The organism is Bradyrhizobium sp. USDA3010 (assembly GCF_056429065.1).
Window position 1 is genome coordinate 57,242 of the sequence record NZ_JBWJZD010000007.1, and the last position, 23,282, is coordinate 80,523.

General features: G+C 64.9%; 23 protein-coding genes. 13 read left to right on the top strand and 10 right to left on the bottom strand.

All coding sequences use genetic code 11. The features are described 5' to 3' along the window. Positions 1-5: 5 nt before the first annotated feature. A complete protein-coding gene (locus AC066Y_RS13400) occupies positions 6-1,103 on the top strand; it encodes a DegT/DnrJ/EryC1/StrS family aminotransferase (protein ID WP_478274283.1) in 1,098 nt (365 codons plus the stop codon). Between the two features lie 32 nt (positions 1,104-1,135). On the opposite strand, the gene AC066Y_RS13405 is transcribed toward AC066Y_RS13400, so the two are convergent. Further along, positions 1,136-1,666 carry an HAD-IIIA family hydrolase gene (locus AC066Y_RS13405; RefSeq protein WP_478274284.1) on the bottom strand — a complete coding sequence of 177 codons (531 nt, stop codon included), beginning with the start codon at positions 1,664-1,666 and terminating at the stop codon, positions 1,136-1,138. Positions 1,667-1,765: 99 nt separating this feature from the next. Next, entirely contained in the window at positions 1,766-2,989 is a 1,224-nt protein-coding gene (locus AC066Y_RS13410; RefSeq protein WP_478274285.1) for a phenylacetate--CoA ligase family protein, read from the bottom strand. 95 nt (positions 2,990-3,084) lie between these two features. Between AC066Y_RS13410 and AC066Y_RS13415 the strand changes: the two genes are divergently transcribed. Then, positions 3,085-4,233: an AGE family epimerase/isomerase gene (locus tag AC066Y_RS13415; RefSeq protein WP_478274286.1), complete on the top strand. Its 1,149-nt coding sequence runs from the start codon at positions 3,085-3,087 to the stop codon at positions 4,231-4,233. Between the two features lie 64 nt (positions 4,234-4,297). On the opposite strand, the gene AC066Y_RS13420 is transcribed toward AC066Y_RS13415, so the two are convergent. From AC066Y_RS13420 to AC066Y_RS13435, 4 genes are all read right to left on the bottom strand, one after another. Beyond that, a complete protein-coding gene (locus tag AC066Y_RS13420; RefSeq protein ID WP_092115514.1) occupies positions 4,298-5,137 on the bottom strand; it encodes an ABC transporter ATP-binding protein in 840 nt (279 codons plus the stop codon). A gap of 180 nt (positions 5,138-5,317) precedes the next feature. Next, positions 5,318-6,601 (bottom strand): ABC transporter substrate-binding protein, encoded by a 1,284-nt coding sequence (locus AC066Y_RS13425; RefSeq protein ID WP_478274287.1) that lies wholly within the window; start codon positions 6,599-6,601, stop codon positions 5,318-5,320. Between the two features lie 50 nt (positions 6,602-6,651). Next, on the bottom strand, positions 6,652-7,725 hold the full coding sequence (locus AC066Y_RS13430) for a branched-chain amino acid ABC transporter permease (protein WP_173637664.1): 1,074 nt from the start codon (positions 7,723-7,725) through the stop codon (positions 6,652-6,654). Positions 7,726-7,728: 3 nt separating this feature from the next. Next, positions 7,729-8,622 (bottom strand): branched-chain amino acid ABC transporter permease, encoded by an 894-nt coding sequence (locus tag AC066Y_RS13435; RefSeq protein ID WP_375788921.1) that lies wholly within the window; start codon positions 8,620-8,622, stop codon positions 7,729-7,731. A gap of 107 nt (positions 8,623-8,729) precedes the next feature. On the opposite strand from AC066Y_RS13435, the gene AC066Y_RS13440 reads away from it, so the two are divergent. Then, positions 8,730-9,095 (top strand): endonuclease domain-containing protein, encoded by a 366-nt coding sequence (locus AC066Y_RS13440; RefSeq protein ID WP_478274288.1) that lies wholly within the window; start codon positions 8,730-8,732, stop codon positions 9,093-9,095. Positions 9,096-9,157: 62 nt separating this feature from the next. Here AC066Y_RS13440 and AC066Y_RS13445 read toward each other — a convergent pair whose 3' ends face one another. Both AC066Y_RS13445 and AC066Y_RS13450 read right to left on the bottom strand, forming a co-directional pair. After that, positions 9,158-11,086, bottom strand: a complete 1,929-nt coding sequence (locus AC066Y_RS13445; RefSeq protein WP_478274289.1) for an AMP-binding protein — start codon at positions 11,084-11,086, stop codon at positions 9,158-9,160. After that, entirely contained in the window at positions 11,083-11,904 is an 822-nt protein-coding gene (locus AC066Y_RS13450) for an ABC transporter ATP-binding protein (RefSeq protein ID WP_106328397.1), read from the bottom strand. The genes AC066Y_RS13445 and AC066Y_RS13450 overlap by 4 nt, the downstream gene beginning before the upstream one ends. Positions 11,905-12,305: 401 nt before the next feature. Here AC066Y_RS13450 and AC066Y_RS13455 point away from each other — a divergent pair, with 401 nt between their 5' ends. The 3 genes from AC066Y_RS13455 to fcl all read left to right on the top strand — a co-directional run bounded on the left by AC066Y_RS13455 (position 12,306) and on the right by fcl (position 15,160). Then, positions 12,306-12,980 carry a Crp/Fnr family transcriptional regulator gene (locus AC066Y_RS13455; RefSeq protein WP_478274290.1) on the top strand — a complete coding sequence of 225 codons (675 nt, stop codon included), beginning with the start codon at positions 12,306-12,308 and terminating at the stop codon, positions 12,978-12,980. 142 nt (positions 12,981-13,122) lie between these two features. Then, positions 13,123-14,223, top strand: coding sequence for a GDP-mannose 4,6-dehydratase (gene gmd / locus AC066Y_RS13460; protein ID WP_478274291.1), 1,101 nt, complete (start codon positions 13,123-13,125; stop codon positions 14,221-14,223). Beyond that, the gene (fcl, locus tag AC066Y_RS13465) at positions 14,204-15,160 is read left to right on the top strand and encodes a GDP-L-fucose synthase (protein WP_478274292.1); all 957 of its coding nucleotides are present in this window, start codon (positions 14,204-14,206) and stop codon (positions 15,158-15,160) included. Before gmd ends, fcl begins: the two co-directional genes overlap by 20 nt. A gap of 112 nt (positions 15,161-15,272) precedes the next feature. Here the strand turns inward: fcl and AC066Y_RS13470 are convergent, their stop codons facing one another. Further along, positions 15,273-16,115, bottom strand: coding sequence for a uroporphyrinogen-III synthase (locus AC066Y_RS13470; RefSeq protein WP_478274293.1), 843 nt, complete (start codon positions 16,113-16,115; stop codon positions 15,273-15,275). 135 nt (positions 16,116-16,250) lie between these two features. Between AC066Y_RS13470 and purU the strand changes: the two genes are divergently transcribed. Continuing rightward, the gene (gene purU, locus AC066Y_RS13475; protein WP_478274294.1) at positions 16,251-17,114 is read left to right on the top strand and encodes a formyltetrahydrofolate deformylase; all 864 of its coding nucleotides are present in this window, start codon (positions 16,251-16,253) and stop codon (positions 17,112-17,114) included. 65 nt (positions 17,115-17,179) lie between these two features. Next, entirely contained in the window at positions 17,180-17,980 is an 801-nt protein-coding gene (locus AC066Y_RS13480; protein ID WP_478274295.1) for a phosphodiesterase, read from the top strand. Here AC066Y_RS13480 and AC066Y_RS13485 read toward each other — a convergent pair. Further along, positions 17,970-18,170 carry a hypothetical protein gene (locus AC066Y_RS13485; protein ID WP_371821781.1) on the bottom strand — a complete coding sequence of 67 codons (201 nt, stop codon included), beginning with the start codon at positions 18,168-18,170 and terminating at the stop codon, positions 17,970-17,972. The two genes, AC066Y_RS13480 and AC066Y_RS13485, sit on opposite strands and share 11 nt — an antisense overlap. 454 nt (positions 18,171-18,624) lie before the next feature. On the opposite strand from AC066Y_RS13485, the gene AC066Y_RS13490 reads away from it, so the two are divergent. The 5 genes from AC066Y_RS13490 (at position 18,625) to AC066Y_RS13510 (ending at position 23,276) form a co-directional block, all read left to right on the top strand. Next, complete coding sequence (locus AC066Y_RS13490; protein WP_478274296.1) at positions 18,625-19,806, top strand: ABC transporter substrate-binding protein; 1,182 nt, start codon at positions 18,625-18,627, stop codon at positions 19,804-19,806. Between the two features lie 103 nt (positions 19,807-19,909). After that, positions 19,910-20,779, top strand: a complete 870-nt coding sequence (locus tag AC066Y_RS13495; protein ID WP_478274297.1) for a branched-chain amino acid ABC transporter permease — start codon at positions 19,910-19,912, stop codon at positions 20,777-20,779. A gap of 7 nt (positions 20,780-20,786) precedes the next feature. After that, positions 20,787-21,818, top strand: coding sequence for a branched-chain amino acid ABC transporter permease (locus AC066Y_RS13500; protein ID WP_478274298.1), 1,032 nt, complete (start codon positions 20,787-20,789; stop codon positions 21,816-21,818). Continuing rightward, positions 21,815-22,567, top strand: coding sequence for an ABC transporter ATP-binding protein (locus tag AC066Y_RS13505; RefSeq protein WP_478274299.1), 753 nt, complete (start codon positions 21,815-21,817; stop codon positions 22,565-22,567). The genes AC066Y_RS13500 and AC066Y_RS13505 overlap by 4 nt, the downstream gene beginning before the upstream one ends. Next, complete coding sequence (locus tag AC066Y_RS13510; RefSeq protein WP_176530144.1) at positions 22,560-23,276, top strand: ABC transporter ATP-binding protein; 717 nt, start codon at positions 22,560-22,562, stop codon at positions 23,274-23,276. Before AC066Y_RS13505 ends, AC066Y_RS13510 begins: the two co-directional genes overlap by 8 nt. Positions 23,277-23,282 lie beyond the last annotated feature (6 nt).

The following is a 23,282-nucleotide window of genomic DNA, read 5'->3' on the forward strand; positions in this document are numbered from 1 at the left end:
CATCGATGCCGGTGCCGTTTGCCGACCTGCAGCTGCAATACCAGTCCATCAAGAGCGAGATCGATGCGGCGATCGCCGGCGTGATCCGCGACAACGCCTTCATCCGCGGCAGCTATGTCGATGCCTTCGAGCGCGAATTCGCCGCGGCCGCGGAGGTCGCTCATTGCGTATCCTGCGCCAACGGCACCGATGCGCTCTACCTCGCCATGCGCGCGCTCAAGGTGAAGCCGGGCGACGAGGTGATCACGACGGCGCATTCCTGGATCTCGACTGCGGCGATGATCACCCATTCCGGCGCCACCGTCGTGTTCTGCGACACGGATGATGCGACGTTCACGATCGATCCGGCGGCGATCGAGGCCGCGATCACGCCGCGCACGGTCGGCATCATCCCGGTGCATCTGTACGGCCAGCCAGCGGACATCGACGCCATCATGGCGATCGCGCAGAAGCACAAGCTCTGGGTGATCGAGGATTGCGCGCAGGCCCATCTCGCGCGCTACAAGGGCCGCATGGTCGGAACGTTCGGCGAGGCCGCGACCTATTCATTCTATCCCGGCAAGAATCTCGGCGCGATGGGCGATGCCGGCGCGGTCGTCACCAATGATGCGGCGCTCGCCGAGCAGATGGCGATGCTGGCGCGCCATGGCGGGCTGGTGAAGCACCAACACCACATCGAGGGCGTCAACAGCCGGCTCGACGGCATGCAGGCCGCGATCCTCTCCGCCAAGCTACCCCATCTCACCGCATGGACCGAGGCCCGGCAGGCCGCAGCCGAGGTCTACGACGCCGGCCTCAACCAGATCGAGGATGTCGTGGTGCCCGAGGTCGCGCCGGCGCGCAGCCACGTCTACCACCTCTACACGATCCGGCACCCGCGCCGCGACGCGCTCGCCGCGCATCTGAACGCCAATGGTGTGCAGACCGCGATCAACTACCCCACCGCGCTGCCATTCCTGCCGGCCTATGCACGGTTTGGCCACCGGCCGGAGCAATTTCCCAACGCGCATCGCGATCAGGGCCAGATTCTCTCGCTGCCGATCTTCGCCGAGATCACGCGCCAGCAGCAGGACGAAGTGATCGACCTGGTTCGCAAGTTCTGATCGCGATGGTGGCCTCGCACCGGGTGCGGGGCTCAGCTTCGCTGCAGCAGCGGCTTCAGGAACGCTTCCAGATTGGGGCCTGAGAACAGGTAACCCTTCAGGCCCGCTGCGCGCGCGGCCTCGAGATCGGTCGGTTGATCACCGATCAGAAAGCTTCGTTCGATATCCACCGGAAAGCGCTCCAGGAGATCGGTGATCATGCCCGGCGACGGCTTGCGTCGGGGGCTGACCTGCCGATAGCGCTCAACGGTTCCTTCCGGATGGAACGGGCAATACTCGAAGGCGTCGATATGCGCGCCGATCTTGCCGAGCTCGGCGGCCATCCAGTCGTGGAGCTGCCGGATGTGCGCCTCCTCATAGAGGCCTCTCGCAACGCCTGACTGGTTGGTCACGACAAACGCGAGATAGCCCTTGTCGTTGACGGCCTTCACCGCCTCGCGGGCGCCTTCGATCCAGACCAGCCTGTGGCTCTCGAACAGATAGCCGATATCCCGGTTCAGGACGCCGTCCCGATCGAAGAAAACCGCCGGTCGTCGCGGCTCACTTTCGGAAGCGCTGCTCATGAGGTGATGATCCCGTCTCCACGAGGCATAAGCCAGCTCAATAGTTCACAATGCCGCGCGCGACAATGCGGACCGAGCATGCCCCGGATGGCCTCAAGGCTATCGCTCGTCCGCAATCACCTTGCCATCGTTCGGCAGCGAGCCTGCGCCGACCAGTTCGACGGCGCCGCCAAGCTTTGTCACGGCACGCAGCGTGGCCGCAACTTCGTTCAGCAGCGCATCCGGCGCTGAAGCGCATTCCGCCTTCAGCGTCATCGCGTCAGCCTCGCCGGCGCGCGTGACGACGAGGCGCAGCCGTCCGAGCTCGGGATGGCGCTTGGCGATTTCGGCGATCTGCTCGGGGCGCACGAACATGCCCTTGACCTTGGTGGTCTGGTCGGCGCGGCCCATCCAGCCCTTGATGCGCATGTTGGTGCGTCCGCACGGGCTCGCGCCGGGCAGGGCGGCGGTCAGATCGCCGAGCGCGAGGCGGATCCAGGGATGATGCGGATCGAGCGACGTCACCACGATCTCGCCGACGTCACCGGGCGCAACGGGATCGCCGGTGCCGGGCTTGACGATCTCCAGGATCAAATCCTCATTGACCGTCATTCCCTCGCGCGCCGGCGTCTCGAACGCGATCAGGCCGAGATCGGCCGTGCCGAACGCCTGGTAGGCCTCGACGCCGCGCGACTTCATCTCCTCCTGCAACGATTTCGGAAAGGCGGCGCCGGAGACCAGGGCGCGCTTGATCGAGGACACGTCGCGGCCGCCCGCTGCGGCGGCGTCGAGCAGGATCTTCAGGAAATCCGGTGTGCCGCTATAGCCGACCGGGCGATAGGCCTCGATCAGCTCGAATTGCTGCTCGGTATTCCCTGGGCCGGCCGGGATCACCGCGCAGCCGAGCGCCCGCGCGGAGGCGTCGAAGATGAAGCCGCCGGGGGTGAGGTGATAGCTGAAGGTGTTGAGAACCACGTCCCCTTCGCGAAAGCCGGCCGCAAACAGCGCCCGCGCCCCGCGCCAGGGATCCGCCTGGCGGCCTTCGGGCTCGAAGATCGGTCCGGGCGAGGTGAACAGACGGGCAAACGAGCCGGGCTTGTCGGCCACGAAGCCGCCAAAGGGCGGGGCGGCCTTGTGCAGGGCCGGCAGTTCCGACTTGCGCAGCACCGGCAGCCTCGCCAGCGCCCGCCGGCTGGTGATGGAGGCGGGATCGGTGCCCCTCAGCAGGTTGGCATAGGCGGGCGCCGCCATCGCCTTGCGCAGCACGTCCGGCAGCCGGGCGAACAGGGCGGCCTCGCGCTGGGCGGGATCGCGCGTTTCAAGGGCGTCGTAATGGTCGGTCATGGCAGGTCCTTGAGAGGATTTGCGCAGGTGGCGTGCCGGTCCGCCCGTGCTATCAGACGGTGACCGCTGACATTGGGACGGTTCCAGGGAGCACGATGGCTGAGGCAGAGAGCGTTGCGGCGGACGGGGCCACCGACGTCGTCGCGAGATTGAAGCGCCGCATCATCGACCACGCCTTGCCGCTGTGGTCGACGGTCGGCTGGGACGGCACGGCCGGCGGCTTTGTCGACCGGCTGCATCAGGATGGGACAGCCGACAACGCCGCGCCGCGCCGCCTGCTTGTGCAGGCGCGCCAGATCTATTGCTACGCCAAGGCGGCCCAGATGGGCTGGTATCCCGAGGGCCGCGCGATCGCGCTGAAGGGGCTTGACTACCTGCTGGCCAAGGCGAAGGCGCCGGATGGCCGGCCAGGCTTCGTGTTCAGCCTGACGCCGGAAGGCGGTGTGCATGACCCGCTGCGCGACACTTACGGCCATGCCTTCGTGCTGCTCGCGCTGGCGACCGCCTACGGCCTCGACCAGGACGCCCAGATTCGCGCCGAGATCGACGCGCTGCTGTCGTTCCTCGACACCCAGCTGCGCTCGCCCCATGGCGGCTTCCAGGAAGGCCTGCCGCCGTCGATGCCGCGCCGGCAGAACCCGCAGATGCATCTGTTCGAGGCGATGATCGCCTGCTTCGACGCGACGCATGATTTGTCGTTCCAGAACCGCGCCGGCGATTTCTTCGCGCTGTTCCTGGCCAATCTCTACGACAAGCAGACCCACACTCTCGGCGAATATTTCGAGGAGGACTGGTCGAAGATCCCGCCGGTCAGCGTCGAGCCTGGGCACCTCGCGGAATGGGTCTGGCTGCTGAAGGGATTTGAACGGATCACCGGTTGCCCCACGGGGCGCCCGCGCGGCGAGCTCCTGGCCTCTGCGCTGCGCTATCGCGACGCCACCGGCTGCCTGATCGACGAGGGCGATGCCGAGGGCAACATCCGCCGCCACAGCAGGCGGCTGTGGCCGCAGAGCGAGCTGGCGAAGGCCTGGATCGCGCAGGCCGAGTCGGGCGAAGCCGGCGCGGCGGACGAGGCCCGCGCAGCGCTGGTGCTGCTGGAGCGGCACTATCTCGGCCATCCCGTGGCCGGCGGCTGGTACGACCAGTTCGACCGCGAGGGCAGGTCGCTGGTCGCCACGATCCCGGCGTCCTCGTTCTACCATGTGCTCTGTGCGGTCACTGAGGCCGAGCAGGTGCTCGGATAGAACCGCCTTTCTGGTCTGACGCGTTTTCTGCACACGCAACTCCGCCCGAAAACGCTCGATATCCTCACAGCCAGCGCTTGCGCCGCTTGAAGCTCTTCAGGTTCTTGAAGCTCTTGCGCTGGTCGCCGGCGCCGCCGAGGTAGAATTCCTTGACGTCCTCGTTGTCGCGCAGCTCGTCGGCGGAGCCGTCGAGCACCACCTTGCCCTGTTCCATGATGTAGCCATGGCTCGCGACCGACAGCGCGGCGCGGGCGTTCTGCTCGACCAGCAGGATCGTGACGCCGAGATCGCGGTTGATCTCCTTGATGATCGCGAACACTTCCTTGACCAGCAGGGGTGACAATCCCATCGAGGGCTCGTCCATCAGGATCATCTTCGGGCGCGCCATCAGCGCGCGGCCGATCGCGAGCATCTGCTGCTCGCCGCCGGAGAGGTAGCCGGCGAGGCCGGTGCGCTCCTTCAGCCGCGGGAAATATTTGAACACCATGTCGATATCAGCCGAGACCTCGCGGTCGCGCCGGGTGAAGGCGCCGAGCCGCAGATTCTCCAGCGACGTCATGTCGGCGACGATGCGGCGGCCTTCCATCACCTGGAAGATGCCGCGGCGGACGATCTTGTCGGGATCGATGCCGTTGATGCGCTGGCCCTCGAACAGGATCTCGCCGCGGGTGACTTCGCCGTCCTCGGTCTTGAGCAGGCCGGAGATCGCCTTCAGCGTGGTCGACTTGCCGGCGCCGTTGGCGCCGAGCAGCGCCACGATCGCGCCCTTCGGTACCTCGAGGCTGAGCCCGCGCAGCACCAGGATGACGTCGTCATAGACGACCTCGATGTTGTTGACGCTGAGCAGTGGCGGCGGCGGGACTGCCGTCGGCACCGGGCGGGTCGTTTCGAGGGTTTCGTTCATGGTCTCGATCACTCTCCACGGTCGTCACCCGCGTTTCGTGCGCAACTGCGCACTGGAGCGGGTGACCCAGTATTCCAGAGACGCCGGCGATCAATCGAGAGGCCGCGGCGGACTGGATCCCCCGCTTTCGCGGGGGATGACGATTGTTGTCGAGGCTGCGCTGGTGGCAGCCTCACGGCCTTACCAGCCAAACCATTCCGGCTTGCGCGGCAGCTCGACGGTCTTCACCTTCTCGAGCTTGATCGTACCCTTGCCCATCAGGTCGTTGATGTCGCCATCGGTCGCGCCGGAAACCTTGGCGCGATAGAGGTCGACCTTCGTCGTCGGGCGATGATCCTTCTCGGTCCAGTTCGAGGGATTGCAGACGCCGTCCATTCCGGCCGGCACCCAGTCCTTCTTCTGGTAAAAGCCCTTGGCGACGTTCTCGCCGGTGGCGCCGCCGTTCTTGGCCGCCCAGTCGAGCGCTTCCTTCAGATAGAGCGCGCTACACACCGCCGCGATGTAGTGCACGGGGCGATAAACCTTGCCCGATGGGTCGGACATCTTGGAGATTTCCATCACCGTCTTCATGCCGGGCGCGTTGCCGCCCCAACTCACCGCGGTGCGCAGCGGGAAGATCACGCCGTCGGCGGCATCGCCGGCGGTCTTGGCGGCGTTCTCATCCATGCCCCAGACATTGCCCAGGAACTGGACGTCGACGCCGGCGGTCTTGCAGGCCTTCAGCACGGAGATGTTGGAGGCAGCCGTATTGCCGAGATAGGCGTAGTTGGCGCCGGAGCTCTTCAGGCTCAGGCACTGCGCCGAGTAGTCGCCGGGTGAAAGCGCAAACACCATCGGCGGCAGCACCTCGAAGCCGAGTTCGGTGGCGAGCGCTTCGCCGGCCGCCTTCGGAGCGTTCGGATAGGGATGGTTGGCGCCCATGTGGACGAATTTCGGTTTGCCGGACTTGCCCTTGGCCTTCCAATCCTCGGCGGCCCAAGTCAGCATCGCGCGCATCGCGTCCGAATAGCTCGGGCCGTAGAAGAAATTGTACGGCGCCGGCTTGGCCTTGCCGCTGGTGCCTTCCGGATCGGTCAGCGCGGCGGCGTAGGAGCCGGAGATGTCGGGGATCTTGTCCTGGGCGAGAAAGCCGGTCAGCGCCTCGGTATCGGCAGTGCCCCATCCCATGATCGCCGCGACCTTGGCGTCGGATGCCGACCACTTCTTGTACAGCGCGATCGCGCGCGGTACCTGGTAGCCATAATCGTTGCTGTCGACATTGAGCTGCTTGCCGCCGACGCCGCCGTTCTTGTTGACCCAGGCGAAGGTGTCGGCGACGCCCTGGCCATAGGGCGTTCCGACATCGGAGGTGCCGCCCGAGAGGTCCTGCAGATGGCCGATGGCGATCTGCGCCTGCGCGGTGGCGGCCGCGCTGCTGACCAGCAGCGCAAGCGAGACCGAGCTCAAAAGGGATCTAATCGTCATCGTTGTTTCCTCCTTTTATTCGTTGAACCGAATTTGAGTTGTTCCAAGCGTCAGTGCGAGAACGGATAGAGCTTCCAGTAGGCCTTGATCTGCCGCCAGCGATGCGCGAGGCCGTCAGGCTCGAACATCAGGAAGCCGATGATGATCAGGCCGATCGCGATCTCGCGCAGGAAGGTGATGTTGTTGTTGAGCTGCAGCGCCTTGTCGATGGCGCTGCCCTTCAGCCAGGCGCTCAGCCATTCCATCGATTCCGGCAGCAGCACCACGAAGGCCGTACCCATCAGCGTGCCCATCACCGAGCCGGTGCCGCCGATGATGACCATCGCCAGGAACAGCACCGAGCGTTCGATACCAAAGCCTTCCTGGGAGACGACCAGCTGATAGTGCGCGTAGAGCGCGCCGGCGATGCCGGCAAAGAAGGCGGCAAGTCCGAACGACAGCGTCCGGTACTTGGTCAGGTTGATGCCCATGATCTCGGCGGAGAGATAGTGATCGCGGATCGCGACCAGCGCACGGCCGTCGCGGGTGCGCATCAGATTGGTGACCAGCAGATAGCTGATCACCATGTAGGCGAGCACGACGTAGAAATACTGCCGGTCGCCGCGTAGCGTGTAGCCGAAGATCGAGAACGGATTGGCGCTGGCCGGAACCGAGCCGCCCGAAAACCAGTCGGCGCGCGAGAAGAAGTCGAGCAGGATGTACTGCGCGGCGAGCGTTGCGATGACGAGGTAGAGCCCCTTCAGCCGTGCCGCCGGCACGCCGAACACCAGGCCGACCAGCGCCGTGATCACGCCGGCGAGGGGGATCGCGAAGAACACCGGGATCGGCGCGTTGTTGGAAATGTAGGCCGAGGTGAAGGCGCCGAACAGGAAGAACGCGGCGTGGCCGATCGAGATCTGGCCGGTGAAGCCGACCAGCACGTTGAGGCCGAGCGCCGCGATCGCGAAGATGCCGATCTGGATCGCGATCGAGAGCAGGTAGTTGGACAGCAGCATCGGCGCGAAGCACGCGAGCGCGATGCCCAGAATCGCGAAGTTGCGGCTGGTCGCGGTCGGGAAGATCGTGGTGTCGGCCGCGTAGCTGGTGCGGAAGTCGCCCGACGGAATGAGGGTGCTCGTTGCCATTGATCAGACCCGCTCGATGTCCTTGGTGCCGAACAGCCCGTACGGCTTGATCATCAGGATGATGATCAGGACGTAGAACGGCGCGATCTCGTACAGATTGCCCCAGTGCAGATACTCGCTGTCGACATACTGGGCGACGTTTTCCAGCAGCCCGATGATGATGCCGCCGAGCACCGCGCCGCCGACCGAGTCGAGCCCGCCGAGGATCGCGGCCGGAAACACCTTGATGCCGTAGGCGGAGAGGCCGGACGAGACGCCGTTGACCACGGCGACCACGACACCGGCGACTGCCGAAACGGTGGCCGAGATCGCCCACGCCATCGCGAACACGCTCTTCACGGAAATGCCGAGCGATTGCGCGACCTGCTGGTTGAAAGCGGTGGCGCGCATCGCGAGGCCGTATTTGGAGGCACGGAAGAACCAGGCCATGCCGACCATCATGGCAAGCGAGACCACGAGGCTCATGACATAGACGGTCTGGATCTGCAGCCCGAACAGGCTGACCGACTGGCTCTGGAACACGCGCGGGAACGGCTGCGGGTTGACGCCGAAGATCCACTTCAGCGCGGCCTGGAACACGGTCGAGAGGCCGATCGTCACCATGATGACCGAGATGATCGGTTCGCCGATCATCGGCCGCAGGATCACGACCTGGATCGCGATGCCGAAGATGAACATGAACACCAGCGTGATCGGCATGCCGACCCAGAACGGCACCTGATACTTCGTCAGCAGCGCCCAGCACACCCAGGCGCCGACCAGCAGCAATTCGCCCTGCGCGAAGTTGACGACCTGCGTCGCCTTGTAGATCAGCACGAACGACATCGCGACCACGCCGTAGAGCGTGCCGACCACGAGGCCATTGACGATCAGCTGGATCAGGAACTGGATGTTCATGTGCTACACTGGACCGTTCGCCTCGCCCCGCTTGCGGGGAGAGGCCGGCGCGCGCCGAGCGATGCGAAGCATCGTCCGGAGCGCGACGGGTGAGGGGGAGCCTCCGCATGCGCGGTGCCGATGAGTCCAAGATCAAACGCGCAAGGAGGTTGCGAACCGCTTCGACAGATGCTGAAGGAACGCTCTGGTACTGCCTTCGTGCCCGCAGGCTGAATGGCCACAAGTTCGTAAGACAGGAACCGATTGGACCCTATACCGTCGACTTTATCTGTCGAGAACGCCGTCTCGTGATTGAAGTGGACGGCGGGCAACACGCCGACAGTCAACCCGACGCTGTTCGCGACAAATGGCTCGTCGACCACAATTATCGTGTTCTGCGGTTTTGGAACAACGAGGTCTCCGGCAATTTGGCCGGTGTCCTCGAAACGATTGTCACCGCCCTCGGGGAGACCCCCCCTCACCCGGATCGCTGACGCGATCCGACCTCTCCCCGCAAGCGGGGCGAGGTGAAAGCTAGTGCATGCCGCTGGGTGAGTCATTCCGCGGCCTCCGCGATCGCGGCGCGGCCGAGATCGACGACCTCGAGTGTGGTGCGGACGCGCTGCGTGGTGCCGTCCTGGAAGCGGATCACGGTGTCGACCGGGATGTTGGCCTTGCCGCGGTAGATCGCCTCGATGATATCGGCGTATTTCTCGTTGATCACGCTGCGCCGGACCTTTCGGGTCCGCGTCAGCTCGCCGTCGTCGGCATCGAGCTCCTTGTACAGCAGCAGGAAGCGCGAGATGCGCTGCGCCGGCGGCAAGGTGGCGTTGACGGTCTCGACCTCTTTCTTCAACAGCGCGTAGACTTCGGGCCGCGAGGACAGGTCGGTATAGGTCGTGAACGAGATCCGGTTCTTCTCCGCCCATTTCGAGATGATCGAATAGCGGATGCAGATCATCGCGGCCAGCGCGTCGCGGCCGGCGCCGAGCACGACGGCTTCGGCGACGTAGGGCGAGAACTTCAGCTTGTTCTCGATATATTGCGGCGAGAAGCGCTCGCCGCGCGAGGTCTCGGCGAGATCCTTGATGCGGTCGATCACGACGAGCTGCCGATTGTCGTTGTAGTAGCCGGCATCGCCCGAGTGCATCCAGCCGTCCCTGATGTCGGCGACCGATGCTTCGGGGTTCTTGTAGTAGCCGTGGAACATGTTCGGGTGCCGCACCACGATCTCGCCGACGCCGTTGACGTCGGCATTGTCGATGCGGATCTCGATGTTGTCGGCCATCGGCACGCCCGTGGTATCGGGATCGACCTTGCCTTCGGGATGCAGCGTGTAGGCGCCGAGCAGCTCGGTCTGGCCGTACAGCGTGCGCAGCGGCACGCCCATCGCCTGGAAGAACTTGAAGGTATCTGGCCCGAGCGCCGCGCCGCCGGTTGCCGCCGAACGCAGCCGCGTGAAGCCGAGCCGGTCGCGCAGCGCGCGGAACAAGACCTGGTCGGCGAAGACAGAGCGCTTGCCTTCGGCGAGCGCCGCAAGCCCAGTCTTCATGCCGAGCTCGTAGAGCCGCTGCTTGAACGGCGAGGCGTCCATCACGCCGGCGCGGACGTCGGCCGCGATCGATTCCCAGACCCGCGGCGCGAACAGCACGAAGGTCGGCGCGATCTCGCGGAAGTCGTTCATCATCGTGTCGGGCTCTTCGACGAAGTTGACCTTCATCCGGGAGAGCAGCGCTTTGCCCAGCGCGTAGATCTGTTCCATGATCCAGGGCAGCGGCAGCACCGAGACATATTCGTCGTCCGGCCCCTTCGGATCGAAGGCGAGATAGGTCGCGCAGTGCCGCAGCACGCGGCCGGCCGAGAGCATCGCAAGCTTCGGGTTGGCCGTCGTGCCCGAGGTCGTGCAGAGGATTGCGACGTCCTCACCGCGTGTGGCGTCGACCAGCCGCTCGTACAGGCCTGGCTCGCGCGCGGCGCGGTCGCGGCCCAGTGCGACGAGCTTGCCGGCCTCCATCAGCCTCGGATCGTCGTATTTGCGCATGCCGCGCGGGTCGGAATAGACGATGTGCTTGAGGTTGGGCACGCGATCGGCAAGGCCGAGCAGCTTGTCGACCTGCTCCTCGTCTTCGGCGAACACCAGCTTGGCCTCGCCATAGGTCAGGAGATAGGAAGCTTCCTCGTCCAGCACGTCGCGGTAGAGGCCGAGGCTCATCGCGCCGATCGCGTGGCTCGCGATCTCGGCCGCGACCCAGTCCGGCCGGTTGTCGCCGATGATGCCGATCACGTCGCCGCGGCCGAGCCCGAGCTCGACCATGCCGAGCGCGAAATCATGGGTGCGGGTCTGGTAGTCGTTCCAGGTGAATTCGCGCCAGAGCCCGAGATCCTTCTCGCGCAGCGCGATCTCGCCGCCGTGCTCCCTGGCGTTCAGGCGCAGCATCTTGGGAAAGGTGTCGGCCTGCGCGGCCCGACCGGCATAGTCCATCATGCCGCGCTCTCCCGCACCGCCGGCTTGTCGTCGGGATCGACCAGCACTTCGTCCTCTTCGCCGAGATAGGCGCGCTTGACGTGGGGGTCGGCCAGCACGGCGGCCGGATCGCCCTCGGCGATCTTGCGGCCGAAATCGAGCACCATGACGCGGTGGGAGATGTCCATCACGACACCCATGTCGTGCTCGATCATCATCACCGTCATGCCGAACTCTTCGTTGAGATCGACGATGTAGCGCGCCATGTCTTCCTTCTCTTCGAAGTTCATGCCGGCCATCGGCTCATCGAGCAGGATCAGTTGCGGCTCCAGCGCCATCGCGCGGGCGAGCTCGACGCGCTTGCGCAGGCCGTAGGGCAGGGTGCCGGCGGTCGCCTTGCGCACCGACTGCAGATCGAGGAAGTCGATGATCTCCTCGACCTTGCGGCGGTGCTCCAGCTCCTCGCGGCGCGCGCCGGTCAGCCAGTAGAGCGATCCCGTGATGAAATTGTTCTTCAGCAGGTGATGGCGGCCGACCATGATGTTGTCGAGCACGCTCATATGGTGGAACAGCGCGAGATTCTGGAAGGTCCGGCCGATGCCGAGACGGGGCCGCGCGTTCGGGGTGAGGCCGGTGATGTCCTGGCCGCGATAGAACAGCTGGCCTTCGGTTGGCCTGTAGCGGCCGGAGATGCAGTTGACGATCGAGGTCTTGCCGGCGCCGTTCGGGCCGATGATGGAGAACAGCTCGCCCTCGTTGACGCCGAAGCTGACTTCGGTCAGTGCGCGGACGCCGCCAAAGCGCAATGAGACTCCGCGCACCTCGAGACTGTTGGCCACCCTGTTCCCTCCAGATACGGGCGCTTTGGCGCGCTCTTTATCTTCGCTTCGATCCTGCTTCGATCTTACATGGGCCGCTGGAGGGAGACCATCCGACTAATGAAGCCGGCGTTCGGGAGCATCGCTCGCCCCGATCGCCTGCGTCATGCGCGGTAACGTCGCACCCCGCCTGCAAGCCCGTCTCTCGCGTCGTCCGCGGTCAGCGATCCATCAAGGGGCTGCACGCGGCGTTAGGCGAGGTGGCTCTGAATACGAGAAAGCGATAGGTTGAATTGTCATGTGCCCGACAATTGGTCAGGAATTTTCGCTGGCATTGCAGGAAGCGGGTTCCTGGCTTCGCGCACGGCGTTGCTGCGGTGCAATATCGTGTCAGTATCTTGGGGTGGGATGCCGTCGCCAGAATGATTGCTGCTGATCACCTCAAGCGCATCGCGGCCTGGTCGCGCGAACTGAGCGAGCAAGAGATCGAAATCGCGCGCGCCGGCATTTCCGAGAAGTCCTACCGCGCCAACGAATTCATCTTCATGCGTGGCGACAATTTCCAGTACTGGACCGGCATCGTCACCGGGCTGGCGCGGATGGGCATCGTCTCGCGCGGCGGCAAGGCGGCGAGCTTCGCGGGCCTCACCGCCGGCGCCTGGTTCGGCGAGGGCACCGTGCTCAAGAACGAGCTGCGGCGCTACGACGTGGTCGCGCTGCGCGACACGCGCCTCGCGATGATGGATCGCCGGACCTTCGTCTGGCTGTTCGAGAACAGCGTCGGCTTCAACCGCTTCCTGGTGGGACAGCTCAACGAGCGGCTCGGTCAGTTCATCGCGCTGCTCGAATATGGTCGCACGCTGGACGCCACCGCGCGGCTGGCGCGCTCGATCGCCTCGCTGTTCAATCCGATTCTCTACCCCGAGCTCACTTTGCACCTGGAGATCACCCAGGAGGAGATCGGGGCGCTGTCGGGTATCTCCCGGCAGAACGCCAACCAGTGCCTGAAACGGCTCGAGCGCGAGGGCCTGCTGCGGCTCGAATATGGCGGGGTGACGATCATCGAGCTCGACCGCCTGCGCCATTACGGGGAGTGACCGGCTCGGGGCCGAACGACGCCACTTTTCGAGGCTCTAAAGTCCTGATTTCAAACGATTAAGCCATTAGACTTGAAGCAGGCTGGATGCTACAGACCGGCCTTGTCGGGACCGCGCGGTTTTCGCGCTCTCTGGAGATGACATGGCGGTTAAGGATTCGACGGCTCAGGACTCAAAGCGGCGCGTTGCGCTGATCACCGGCATCACCGGGCAGGACGGCGCGTACCTCGCCGAATATCTGCTTGGTCTCGGCTATACCGTGCACGGCATCAAGCGCCGGTCGTCCTCGTTCAACACCGCGCGGGTCGACCATCTCTACCAGGATCCGCACGCCGGCAACGTGCCGTTCCTGATGCACTACGGCGACATGACCGATTCGACCAATCTGATTCGGCTGATGCAGCAGATCCGGCCGACCGAGATCTACAACCTCGCCGCCCAGAGCCACGTCCAGGTCAGTTTCGAGAGCCCGGAATATACCGCCAACGCCGACGCCATCGGCGTGCTGCGCCTGCTGGAGGCGATCCGCATCCTCGGCATGGAAAAGGAGACCCGGTTCTACCAGGCCTCGACCTCGGAGCTGTACGGGCTCGTGCAAGAGGTGCCGCAGAAGGAGACCACGCCGTTCTATCCGCGTTCGCCCTATGGCGTCGCCAAGCTCTACGGCTACTGGATCACGGTGAACTACCGTGAGGCCTACGGCATGTTCGCCAGCAACGGCATCCTGTTCAACCACGAGAGCCCGATCCGCGGCGAGACCTTCGTGACGCGCAAGATCACCCGCGCCGTCGCCCGCATCGAGGTCGGCCTGGAGACCAAGCTCTATCTCGGCAATCTCGATGCCAAGCGCGACTGGGGCCACGCCCGCGACTATGTCGAGGGCATGCACAAGATCCTGCTGGCGGACGAGCCCGGCGACTTCGTGCTCGCGACCGGCGAGACGCGCTCGGTCCGTGAGTTCGTCGAGCTGGCATTTGCCGAGGTCGGCCGCAGCATCGAATGGCGTGGCAAGGGCGTCGAAGAGGTCGGCGTCGACAAGGCGACCGGCAACACCCTGGTGCAGATCGACCCGGTCTATTTCCGTCCGACCGAGGTCGATCTTCTGATCGGCGACGCCAGCAAGGCGCGCGCCAAGCTCGGCTGGGCGCCGAAGACGCCGTTCGCGCAGCTGGTGAAGGAAATGGTCGCCAGCGATCTCGTCGAGGCCAGGCAGGATGCGGCCAATGGCAAGCACGGCGTTTGAACTGAAGGGCAAGACGGTCTTCGTTGCCGGCCATCGCGGCATGGTCGGCTCGGCGCTGATGCGCCGTCTGGCGCGCGAACAGGCGGATCTGCTGACGCTGTCGCGCGGCGAGGTCGATTTGCGCGACCAGGCCGCGGTCAACGCCTGGTTTGCCGCGAAGCGGCCGCAGGCGGTGTTCCTCGCCGCCGCCAAGGTCGGCGGCATCGTCGCCAACAACACGCTGCGCGCGGAATTCCTCTACGACAATCTGGCGATCTCGACCAATGTGATCCAGGCGGCACACGCCAACGGGTGCGAGAAGCTGATGTTCTTCGGCTCGTCCTGCATCTATCCGCGCCTGGCGCCGCAGCCGCTGCGCGAGGATTCGATGCTGACCGGCCCGCTGGAGCCGACCAACGAGCCCTATGCCATCGCCAAGATCGCCGGCATCAAGATGGCCGAGGCCTATCGCAGCCAGTATGGCGCCGATTTCATCAGCGTGATGCCGACCAATCTTTACGGTCCCGGCGACAATTATCATCCCGAATACAGCCACGTCGTCGCCGCGCTGATCCGCCGTTTCCACGAGGCCAAGGTTTCCGGCGCTGGTAACGTCGTGGTGTGGGGCACCGGCACGCCGCGCCGTGAATTCCTCTATGTCGACGATCTCGCCGACGCCTGCATCCATCTGATGAAGACCTATTCCTCGCCGGAGCTGGTCAATATCGGCACCGGCGAGGACATCACCATCGCCGAATTCGCCCGCGTGGTCGCCGCTACTGTCGGCTATCGCGGTGAGATCAGCTTCGACTCCTCACGCCCGGACGGCACGCCGCGCAAGCTGCTCGACGTCAGCCGGCTCGCCAAGCTCGGCTGGCGCGCCACCACCTCGCTCGAGGATGGCATCAAGCTCGCCTACCAGGCCTATCTGAGCGAGACCAAGCAGGCGGCGGAATAGAATTCGACTATTTCCGCGCCGTCATTGCGAGCGCAGCGAAGCAATCCATCACGCCGCTGTGGAGAAATGGATTGCTTCGTCGCTTCGCTCCTCGCAATGACGCTTATGGCAACTACTTCGCCGCCGCGCGCGGCGGCGCCTTCGTCAGCGCCGTCGCCATCGCCGAGATCAGCGGCTTCATGAAGAACGCGTCGTTCGCCGGGTAGATATCGGTGGATAGGCCGTAGGTCTTCAATTCGTCCGACACCACCGGCCCGACGGAGGCGATCGGGGTCTGCTGCAAGCCCTCGCGCAATTGCGCCTCGCAGCGATGCGCCTGGGCCACCTCGATCAGCCGACGAACCTGACCCGAACTGGTGAGCGCGACGGCGTCGATGCGGCCTTGCGCCATCTCCTCGATCGCGGTCACGATGTTGGCGTCGGCGGCTTGCGCATCGTAGACATAAGGCAGCACCGTATCGACTTCGGCACCCTGCGCCTTGATCGCGCCGATCAGGGTGGCGTGATCCTTGTCCGGATAGAGCTGCAGGCCGAGCCGATGACCGCTCAGGTCGAGCTTCGCCAGCATCTCGGCGACGCCTTCCGAGGTCGGCTTCTCCGTCGTCATTTGCGGCTCCAGGGCGATCTCGCGCAGCGCGCGGCCGGGTTTGGGGCCGCGGGCGAATTTGCGCGCCTTGTCGAGGCTCGTGACAAACTCCGCCTCGACCCCGATCCGGCGTACCACCTTCATCAGCCGGCGCAGGCCTTCGCCGGTCATCAGCACGAGGTCATCGAGGGGCCGCTCGATGGCGCGGCGAATCCAGGCTTCGATCGGCGCCGAATCCGGCGCGTCGTGGATGGTGAACATCGGGCATTGCAGCACGTCGGCGCCCTGCTCGGCGAGCAGGCGGGAAAACTGCGCTTCCTCGCGCGTCTCGAGGATCAGGATGCGGTAGCCGTTCAGCCGATCAGCCATGATGGTCCCTAACAAACATTGTCGTCATTTGTTCGATTTGACCCCCGCGCCGGGATTGGCGCAAGGCCGCCTGCGGTGTAGACGGAGGCCGAAAATGACCGTTCCACGCATCTGCTCAAGCTTTGGTCAATTGGCATGCCCGACCATCAATTCGTTCTGACCCTGTCCTGTCCGGATCGACCGGGGATCGTCTCCGCGGTCTCGACGTTCCTGGCGCATAATGGCCAGAACATCCTGGACGCCCAGCAATTCGACGACATCGAGACCGGCAAGTTCTTCATGCGCGTGGTGTTCACCGCGGCCGACCTCGCGGTCGGGCTGCCGGCGCTGCAGACCGGCTTTGCCGCAATTGCCGAACGCTTCGGCATGGAGTGGCAGATGCGCGATCGCGCCAGCCGCCGCCGGGTGATGCTGCTGGTGTCGAAGTCCGATCACTGCCTGGTCGACATCCTCTATCGCTGGCGTACTGGCGAGCTCGAGATGATCCCGACCGCCATCGTCTCCAATCATCCGCGTGAGAGCTACGGATCGCTCGATTTCGGCGATATCCCGTTCCATCATCTGCCGTTGACCAAAGACACCAAGCGGCAGCAGGAAGACGCGGTCTGGAAGCTCGCCCAGGACACCAATACCGACCTCGTGGTGCTCGCCCGCTACATGCAGATCCTGTCGGACGAGATGTCGGCGCGGCTGTCGGGCCGCTGCATCAACATCCATCATTCCTTCCTGCCGGGCTTCAAGGGCGCCAAGCCCTACCACCAGGCGCATGAGCGCGGCGTCAAGCTGATCGGCGCCACCGCGCATTACGTCACCAGTGATCTCGACGAGGGGCCGATCATCGACCAGGACGTCGAGCGTATCAGCCATCGCGATACGCCCGAGGATCTCGTGCGCAAGGGCCGCGACATCGAGCGCCGCGTGCTGGCGCGCGCGATCCGCTACCATCTCGCCGACCGCGTCATCCTCAACGGGCGCAAGACCGTGGTGTTCGTGGACTGATCCGCAGGTTCGCCCGGTTGCCGCGCTTTTGACGGCGATGGTGTCGCGCTGCATCGAGGTGCTGCATGAAACTCATCCACATGAGCGACATCCATCTGACGGCGCCGGGGAGGACGATCTTCGGCCGTGATCCACTGCGCAATTTCGAGCGTGCGCTCGATCATGTGCTTGCCGATCATCGCGATGCCGAGCTCATGGTGATCTCGGGCGATCTTTCCGATCTCGGCGACCTCGCCGACTATCAATTGCTGCGCGAACGCCTGAGCCGGTTTCCGATCCCGACGCGGCTTTGTATCGGCAACCACGACCATCGCGAGACGTTTCTCGGCGTGTTTCCCGAATGCGCCGACGCGGACGGCTTCGCGCAGGGCGTTCACGACGCCTCGTTCGGCCGCTGCCTGCTCCTCGATACCTGCGAGCCGCAGACCGCCGCCGGCAGTTTCTGCGAGAGGCGGCAGGCCTGGCTGGAGCGGCAGCTATCGGAGCATGACGGTCCGTTCGTCCTGTTCATGCATCACAATCCATTCCCGACGCATATCGCCCCGGTGGACCGGATCGGCCTGCTCGACGATGCCGCGTTCCGGTCGATCGTCGCGAAGCACCGGAGCAAGATCCGGCACATCTTCTTCGGTCACTGCCACATGGTGCTGAGCGGTTCGGTTGCCGGTGTCCCCACGACCTCGCTGCGCGGAACGAACCACGCCAGCTATCCTGTGTTCGCGGAGGTCTTGACCGTCGCCGATCTGCCGGAGTCCTATGGCATCGCGTTGATCGGCGCGGACTACGTCACGGTGCATATGGTGGAGTTCGGCTACCGCGGCGACCTCCTCAGCGAGGATTCGCCCAGCCAGGCAGTCATTGGGTAGCGTTCTGCGCCGGCGCCGCCGGCTTGGCGTCGTCGCCACGCTCCGCTGCCGGCATCAGGCGCTTGCGTTCCCGCTCCTGCATGAACTTGTCGTATTCGGGGGTGCCCGCCCGCGGCGGTGCGTCTGCGGGCAGGCCGCCGGCCCAGGCCGGGATGGTGTCGGCCATGCCGGCCGAGACCTTTTGGTTCATCGTGCTGCATCCCCCGAGCGCGCAGGCCGCGAGCGCGAGGGCAGTCAGGGCAGGGACGTGGCGTGTGAAGATAGGCATTGGCGGCAGCATACAGCCCTGGTCTTTAAGGATGATGATCTCGGGCGCGACCGTTCGGCTGCAATTGTGCTTGTTTGTTGACATTGCTGATTGATTTGTACGATCGTACAAATGTAGCGGGCCAACGGAGGCCTGAGAGGCGAGAGCGGTTCTTGTGGGGGCGTTGAGTTTCGGGGAATGATTCTGGTACCCTGATACTTGTTTCTGCGGCGGGCCAGATCGCGGCGAGCGCGACACAGGTCCATCGTCCGATTGACAGAGGGCGCGGGGAAACGCCTTGTCGCGTTGCGGCTCGGCCGTGACATGCTTGGGTTAACGTAAGGCAAGGGCCGGGCACTCGGCTCGACGCAGAAGAATGGAAGGGGGAGGGACGTCGATGTTCAATCGTCGCAAGATATTGCTGTGGGGCGCCGCTTCGGCCGTGCTTCCGGGTTTGTGCGCCAGCGTGCCGGCGTGGGCGGACGACGCCGTCAAGATTGGCCTGATCCTGCCGATGACCGGCGGCCAGGCCTCGACCGGCAAGCAGATCGATAACGCGATCAAGCTCTACATGCAGCAGAAGGGCGACACCGTCGCCGGCAAGAAGATCGAGATCATCCTGAAGGACGACGCCGCGGTGCCCGACAACACCAAGCGGCTCGCGCAGGAACTGATCGTCAACGATAAGGTCAATTTCATCGCCGGCTTCGGCGTGACGCCCGCGGCGCTGGCCGCGGCGCCGCTGGCGACGCAGGCCAAGATCCCGGAAGTCGTGATGGCTGCCGGCACCTCGATCATCACCGAGCGCTCGCCCTATATCGTGCGCACCAGCTTCACGCTCGCGCAGTCCTCCACCATCATCGGCGACTGGGCGGTCAAGAACGGCATCAAGAAGGTCGCGACGCTGACCTCCGACTACGCGCCGGGCAATGACGCGCTGACCTTCTTCAAGCAGCACTTCACCGCCGGCGGTGGCGAGATCGTGGAAGAGGTCAAGGTGCCGCTCGCCAATCCCGACTTCGCGCCGTTCCTGCAACGCATGAAGGATGCCAAGCCCGACGCGATGTTCGTGTTCGTGCCGGCCGGGCAGGGCGGCAACTTCATGAAGCAATATGCCGAGCGCGGGCTCGACAAGAGCGGCATCAAGGTGATCGGCCCCGGCGATGTGATGGACGACGACCTGCTCAACAACATGGGCGATGCCGCGCTCGGCGCGGTGACGGCGCATCTCTATTCGGCGGCGCATCCGTCCGCGATGAACAAGGATTTCGTCGCCGCCTACAAGAAGGCGTTCGGCAACCGGCCGGGCTTCATGGCGGTCAGCGGCTATGACGGCATCCATCTGATCTACGAGGCGCTGAAGAAGACCGGCGGCGCGACCGACGGCGACAAGCTGATCGAGGCGATGAAGGGCATGAAGTGGGAGAGCCCGCGCGGTCCGATCTCGATCGACCCGGAAACCCGCGACATCGTGCAGAACATCTACATCCGCAAGGTCGAGAAAGTCGACGGCGAACTCTACAACGTCGAGTTCGCGACCTTCGAGGCCGTCAAGGATTCCGGCAAGACCAAGAAGTGACGCGCGTAAGCTCCGCTCGCTGCGCGTCATGGCCGGGACGAGCCCGGCCATGACGATCCTGTTGACGTGGTGTCGTTTGCGCCCTCTCGCTTAAGCTGACTTCATGGCCTCTATCCTCACCAACCTGTTCGATGGCGTCGCCTACGGCATGCTGCTGTTCGTGCTGGCCTGCGGGCTTGCGGTGACGCTCGGGCTGATGAACTTCGTCAACCTCGCGCACGGCGCATTCGCGATGGCCGGCGGTTATATCTGCGCCGTGCTGGTCAACAATTCCGGCTGGCCGTTCTTCGCAGGCCTGCCGCTCGCCTTTGTCGGGAGCGCTGTGATCGGCGTTGCGCTGGAGCGCTCGCTGTATCGCCATCTCTATAGCCGCAGCCATCTCGATCAGGTGCTGTTCTCGATCGGGCTCGTCTTCATGTCGGTGGCGGCGGTCGACTACATCATGGGATCGTCGCGGGTCTTCATCAAATTGCCGGCGGCGCTGGAAGGGCAGATCGATCTGTTCGGCGTCGGCATCGGGCGTTACCGGCTGATGATCGTCGTGATCTGCGGCCTGCTCACGCTGGCGCTGCAACTGATCCTCGCCAAGACACGGTTCGGCAGCCGCCTGCGCGCGGCGGTCGACGATCCGCGCGCCGCGATCGGGCTCGGCATCAACGTGCCGCAGGTGTTCGCGTTCACTTTTGCCTTCGGCTGCGGCCTCGCGGGGCTCGGCGGCGCGCTGAGTGCGGAAATCCTCGGGCTCGATCCGTACTTCCCCCTGAAGTTCATGATCTACTTCCTGATCGTGGTCACGGTCGGCGGCTCTTCCTCGATCACCGGGCCGTTCCTCGCATCATTGCTGCTCGGCATCGCCGACGTCGCCGGCAAATATTACGTGCCCAAGGTCGGCCCCTTCGTGATCTACACTGTCATGATCGTGATCCTGCTCTGGCGCCCGAACGGCCTGTTCGGCCGCACCGCGGCGCGGTGAGGCGGGCATGACCGCGCTGTCCGACGTCTCCACTCATGCGATGGCCAGCGCGCGCTGGCGGATCAGCGAGGTCGCCTTCTGGGTGCTGGCGCTCGCCTGCGCGTTCCTGTTCCCGTCGCGCTATCTGATCATTACCGACATCGTGCGGCTCGGCCTGTTCGCACTGTCGCTCGACCTGATCCTCGGCTATGCCGGCATCGTCTCGCTCGGCCACGCGGCCTTCTTCGGCGTCGGTGCCTATTCGGCCGGCTTGCTGGCGCTGCACGGCATCATCAACGAGCCCGTCATCGCGCTGGTCGCCGCCGGCTTCGTTGCGGCGGTGCTCGGCTTCCTGACCAGCTTCCTCGTTATTCGCGGCGTCGACCTGACCCGGCTGATGGTGACGCTCGGCATCGCGCTGCTGCTGGAAGCGCTCGCCGAACGCTTCTCCGACATCACCGGCGGTACCGATGGCCTCCAAGGCATCGAGATGCAGCCGATCCTCGGGCTGTTCGCCTTCGACATGTTCGGCAAGACCGGGCTCTTCTACTCGCTGATCGTGCTGTTCATCCTGTTCCTGTTCGCTCGTCGCGTGGTGCATTCGCCGTTCGGCCTGTCGCTGCGCGCGATCAGGAACAATCCGCTGCGCGCGGCCGCGATCGGCATACCGGTCAACCGCCGCCTGATCGCGGTCTATACGCTTGCCGCCTTCTATGCCGGGATCGCCGGCGCGCTGTTCACCCAGACCACGGCGCTGGCCTCGCTCGACGTGTTTTCCTTCGAACGCTCCGCCGACCTGATGCTGGTGCTCGTGATCGGCGGCACCGGCTATCTCTATGGCGGCCTGATCGGCGCCGTCGTGTTCAAGATGCTGCAGGAGCTGTTTCAGAGCATCACCCCGCAATACTGGCTGTTCTGGATCGGCCTCGTGCTGGTCGTGATCGTGATGGTCGGCCGGGCGCGGATCCACCGCTGGGCGCTGTTCGTGCCGAACCTGATCATCCGCCAGTTCGCCGGCCGCAAGGCCGCGGCCGGCGTGCCTGAGGGCGACGCGCCATGACGATCGCGCTCGAAACCCGCGGCCTCGAGAAATCCTTCGGCGGTCTTGGCGTCACGCGCGACCTCTCGCTGAAGGTGATGCAGGGCGCCCGCCACGCGCTGATCGGACCGAACGGCGCCGGCAAGACCACCGTCATCAATCAGCTGACCGGTGTGCTGACCCCGAACAGCGGACAAATCCTGCTCGAGGGCAGCGACATCACCGGCCTCTCCGTGCACAAGCGGGTGCTCCGCGGGTTGTCGCGTACCTTCCAGATCAACCAGCTCTATCCCGACCTGACCCCGCTCGAAACAATTGGGCTTGCGGTCTCCGAACGGATGGGCCGCGGCGGCGACTGGTGGCGGCGGATGGGGACGCGAAGCGACGTCAACGCCGAGATCGCCGAGATCTTGTCGCGCTTCCATCTGTTCGACGTGATGACCGAGCTCACTTCGACATTGCCCTACGGCAAGCAGCGCCTGCTCGAGATCGCGGTCGCGATCGCCGCCAAGCCACGCGTGCTGCTGCTCGACGAGCCCGCGGCCGGCGTGCCCGAAAGCGAGCGCCATGATATCCTGGCGGCGGTCGCAGCATTGCCGCGCGACGTCACCGTGCTGCTGATCGAGCACGACATGGATCTCGTGTTCTCCTTTGCCGACCGCATCTCGGTGCTGGTCAATGGCGGGCTGCTCACCGAGGGCGCGCCCGACGAGGTCGCGCGCGATCCGCAGGTGAGGGCGGTCTATCTCGGCGAGGCGGCCGATGTCTGACTTGCTCTCCATCAAGGGCTTGCGCGCAGGATATGGCGAGGCGGTCGTGCTGCCCGACATGTCGCTGGCGCTTGCCGAGGGCCAGGTGCTCGCGCTGCTCGGCCGCAACGGTACCGGCAAGACGACCCTGATCAATTCGATCGTCGGCATCGTCAGGCGCCTCAGTGGCAGCGTCGCGCTCGCCGGCCACGACATCACGGCACTGCGGCCCGACCAGCGCGCCCGTGCCGGGATCGGCTGGGTGCCGCAGGAGCGCAACATTTTTCGCTCGCTGACGGTGGAAGAGAACATGACCGCGGTGGCGCAGCCCGGTCCGTGGACGGTCGAGCGGGTGTACGAGATGTTTCCGCGGCTGAAGGAGCGGCGCGGCAATTTCGGCAACCAGCTGTCCGGCGGCGAGCAGCAGATGCTGGCGATCGGCCGCGCGCTGACGCTAAATCCGAAAGTGCTGCTGCTCGACGAGCCGACCGAGGGCCTCGCGCCGATCATCGTTGAGGAATTGTTAAAGGCGATCGGAACCATCACGCGCTCGGGCGGCATCTGCTCGATCATCGTCGAGCAGAATGCACAAAAGATTCTCGGGCTCGCCGACCGCGTTGTGATATTGGAACGCGGGACGATCGTGCACGATGCCGCGAGCAGCGCGCTGAAGGCCGATCCCTCCGTCCTCGAGCGCCATCTCGGCGTCGCCGGGACCAAAAAACACTGACGCCCT

What these genes read in the sequence shown, in the direction of transcription:
- AC066Y_RS13445 (WP_478274289.1), bottom strand. Translation starts at nt 11,086, where the DNA reads ATGATGGACTATGCCGGTCGGGCCGCGCAGGCCGACACCTTTCCCAAG.
- purU (WP_478274294.1), top strand. Translation starts at nt 16,251, where the DNA reads ATGCCCGACCATCAATTCGTTCTGACCCTGTCCTGTCCGGATCGACCG.
- AC066Y_RS13505 (WP_478274299.1), top strand. Translation starts at nt 21,815, where the DNA reads ATGACGATCGCGCTCGAAACCCGCGGCCTCGAGAAATCCTTCGGCGGT.
- AC066Y_RS13480 (WP_478274295.1), top strand. Translation starts at nt 17,180, where the DNA reads ATGAAACTCATCCACATGAGCGACATCCATCTGACGGCGCCGGGGAGG.
- gmd (WP_478274291.1), top strand. Translation starts at nt 13,123, where the DNA reads ATGGCGGTTAAGGATTCGACGGCTCAGGACTCAAAGCGGCGCGTTGCG.
- AC066Y_RS13435 (WP_375788921.1), bottom strand. Translation starts at nt 8,622, where the DNA reads ATGAACATCCAGTTCCTGATCCAGCTGATCGTCAATGGCCTCGTGGTC.
- AC066Y_RS13425 (WP_478274287.1), bottom strand. Translation starts at nt 6,601, where the DNA reads ATGACGATTAGATCCCTTTTGAGCTCGGTCTCGCTTGCGCTGCTGGTC.
- AC066Y_RS13490 (WP_478274296.1), top strand. Translation starts at nt 18,625, where the DNA reads ATGTTCAATCGTCGCAAGATATTGCTGTGGGGCGCCGCTTCGGCCGTG.
- AC066Y_RS13440 (WP_478274288.1), top strand. Translation starts at nt 8,730, where the DNA reads ATGCGCGGTGCCGATGAGTCCAAGATCAAACGCGCAAGGAGGTTGCGA.
- AC066Y_RS13415 (WP_478274286.1), top strand. Translation starts at nt 3,085, where the DNA reads ATGGCTGAGGCAGAGAGCGTTGCGGCGGACGGGGCCACCGACGTCGTC.
- AC066Y_RS13455 (WP_478274290.1), top strand. Translation starts at nt 12,306, where the DNA reads ATGATTGCTGCTGATCACCTCAAGCGCATCGCGGCCTGGTCGCGCGAA.
- AC066Y_RS13495 (WP_478274297.1), top strand. Translation starts at nt 19,910, where the DNA reads ATGGCCTCTATCCTCACCAACCTGTTCGATGGCGTCGCCTACGGCATG.
- AC066Y_RS13420 (WP_092115514.1), bottom strand. Translation starts at nt 5,137, where the DNA reads ATGAACGAAACCCTCGAAACGACCCGCCCGGTGCCGACGGCAGTCCCG.
- AC066Y_RS13410 (WP_478274285.1), bottom strand. Translation starts at nt 2,989, where the DNA reads ATGACCGACCATTACGACGCCCTTGAAACGCGCGATCCCGCCCAGCGC.
- AC066Y_RS13500 (WP_478274298.1), top strand. Translation starts at nt 20,787, where the DNA reads ATGACCGCGCTGTCCGACGTCTCCACTCATGCGATGGCCAGCGCGCGC.
- AC066Y_RS13405 (WP_478274284.1), bottom strand. Translation starts at nt 1,666, where the DNA reads ATGAGCAGCGCTTCCGAAAGTGAGCCGCGACGACCGGCGGTTTTCTTC.
- AC066Y_RS13510 (WP_176530144.1), top strand. Translation starts at nt 22,560, where the DNA reads ATGTCTGACTTGCTCTCCATCAAGGGCTTGCGCGCAGGATATGGCGAG.
- AC066Y_RS13485 (WP_371821781.1), bottom strand. Translation starts at nt 18,170, where the DNA reads ATGAACCAAAAGGTCTCGGCCGGCATGGCCGACACCATCCCGGCCTGG.
- AC066Y_RS13400 (WP_478274283.1), top strand. Translation starts at nt 6, where the DNA reads ATGCCGGTGCCGTTTGCCGACCTGCAGCTGCAATACCAGTCCATCAAG.
- AC066Y_RS13430 (WP_173637664.1), bottom strand. Translation starts at nt 7,725, where the DNA reads ATGGCAACGAGCACCCTCATTCCGTCGGGCGACTTCCGCACCAGCTAC.
- fcl (WP_478274292.1), top strand. Translation starts at nt 14,204, where the DNA reads ATGGCAAGCACGGCGTTTGAACTGAAGGGCAAGACGGTCTTCGTTGCC.
- AC066Y_RS13470 (WP_478274293.1), bottom strand. Translation starts at nt 16,115, where the DNA reads ATGGCTGATCGGCTGAACGGCTACCGCATCCTGATCCTCGAGACGCGC.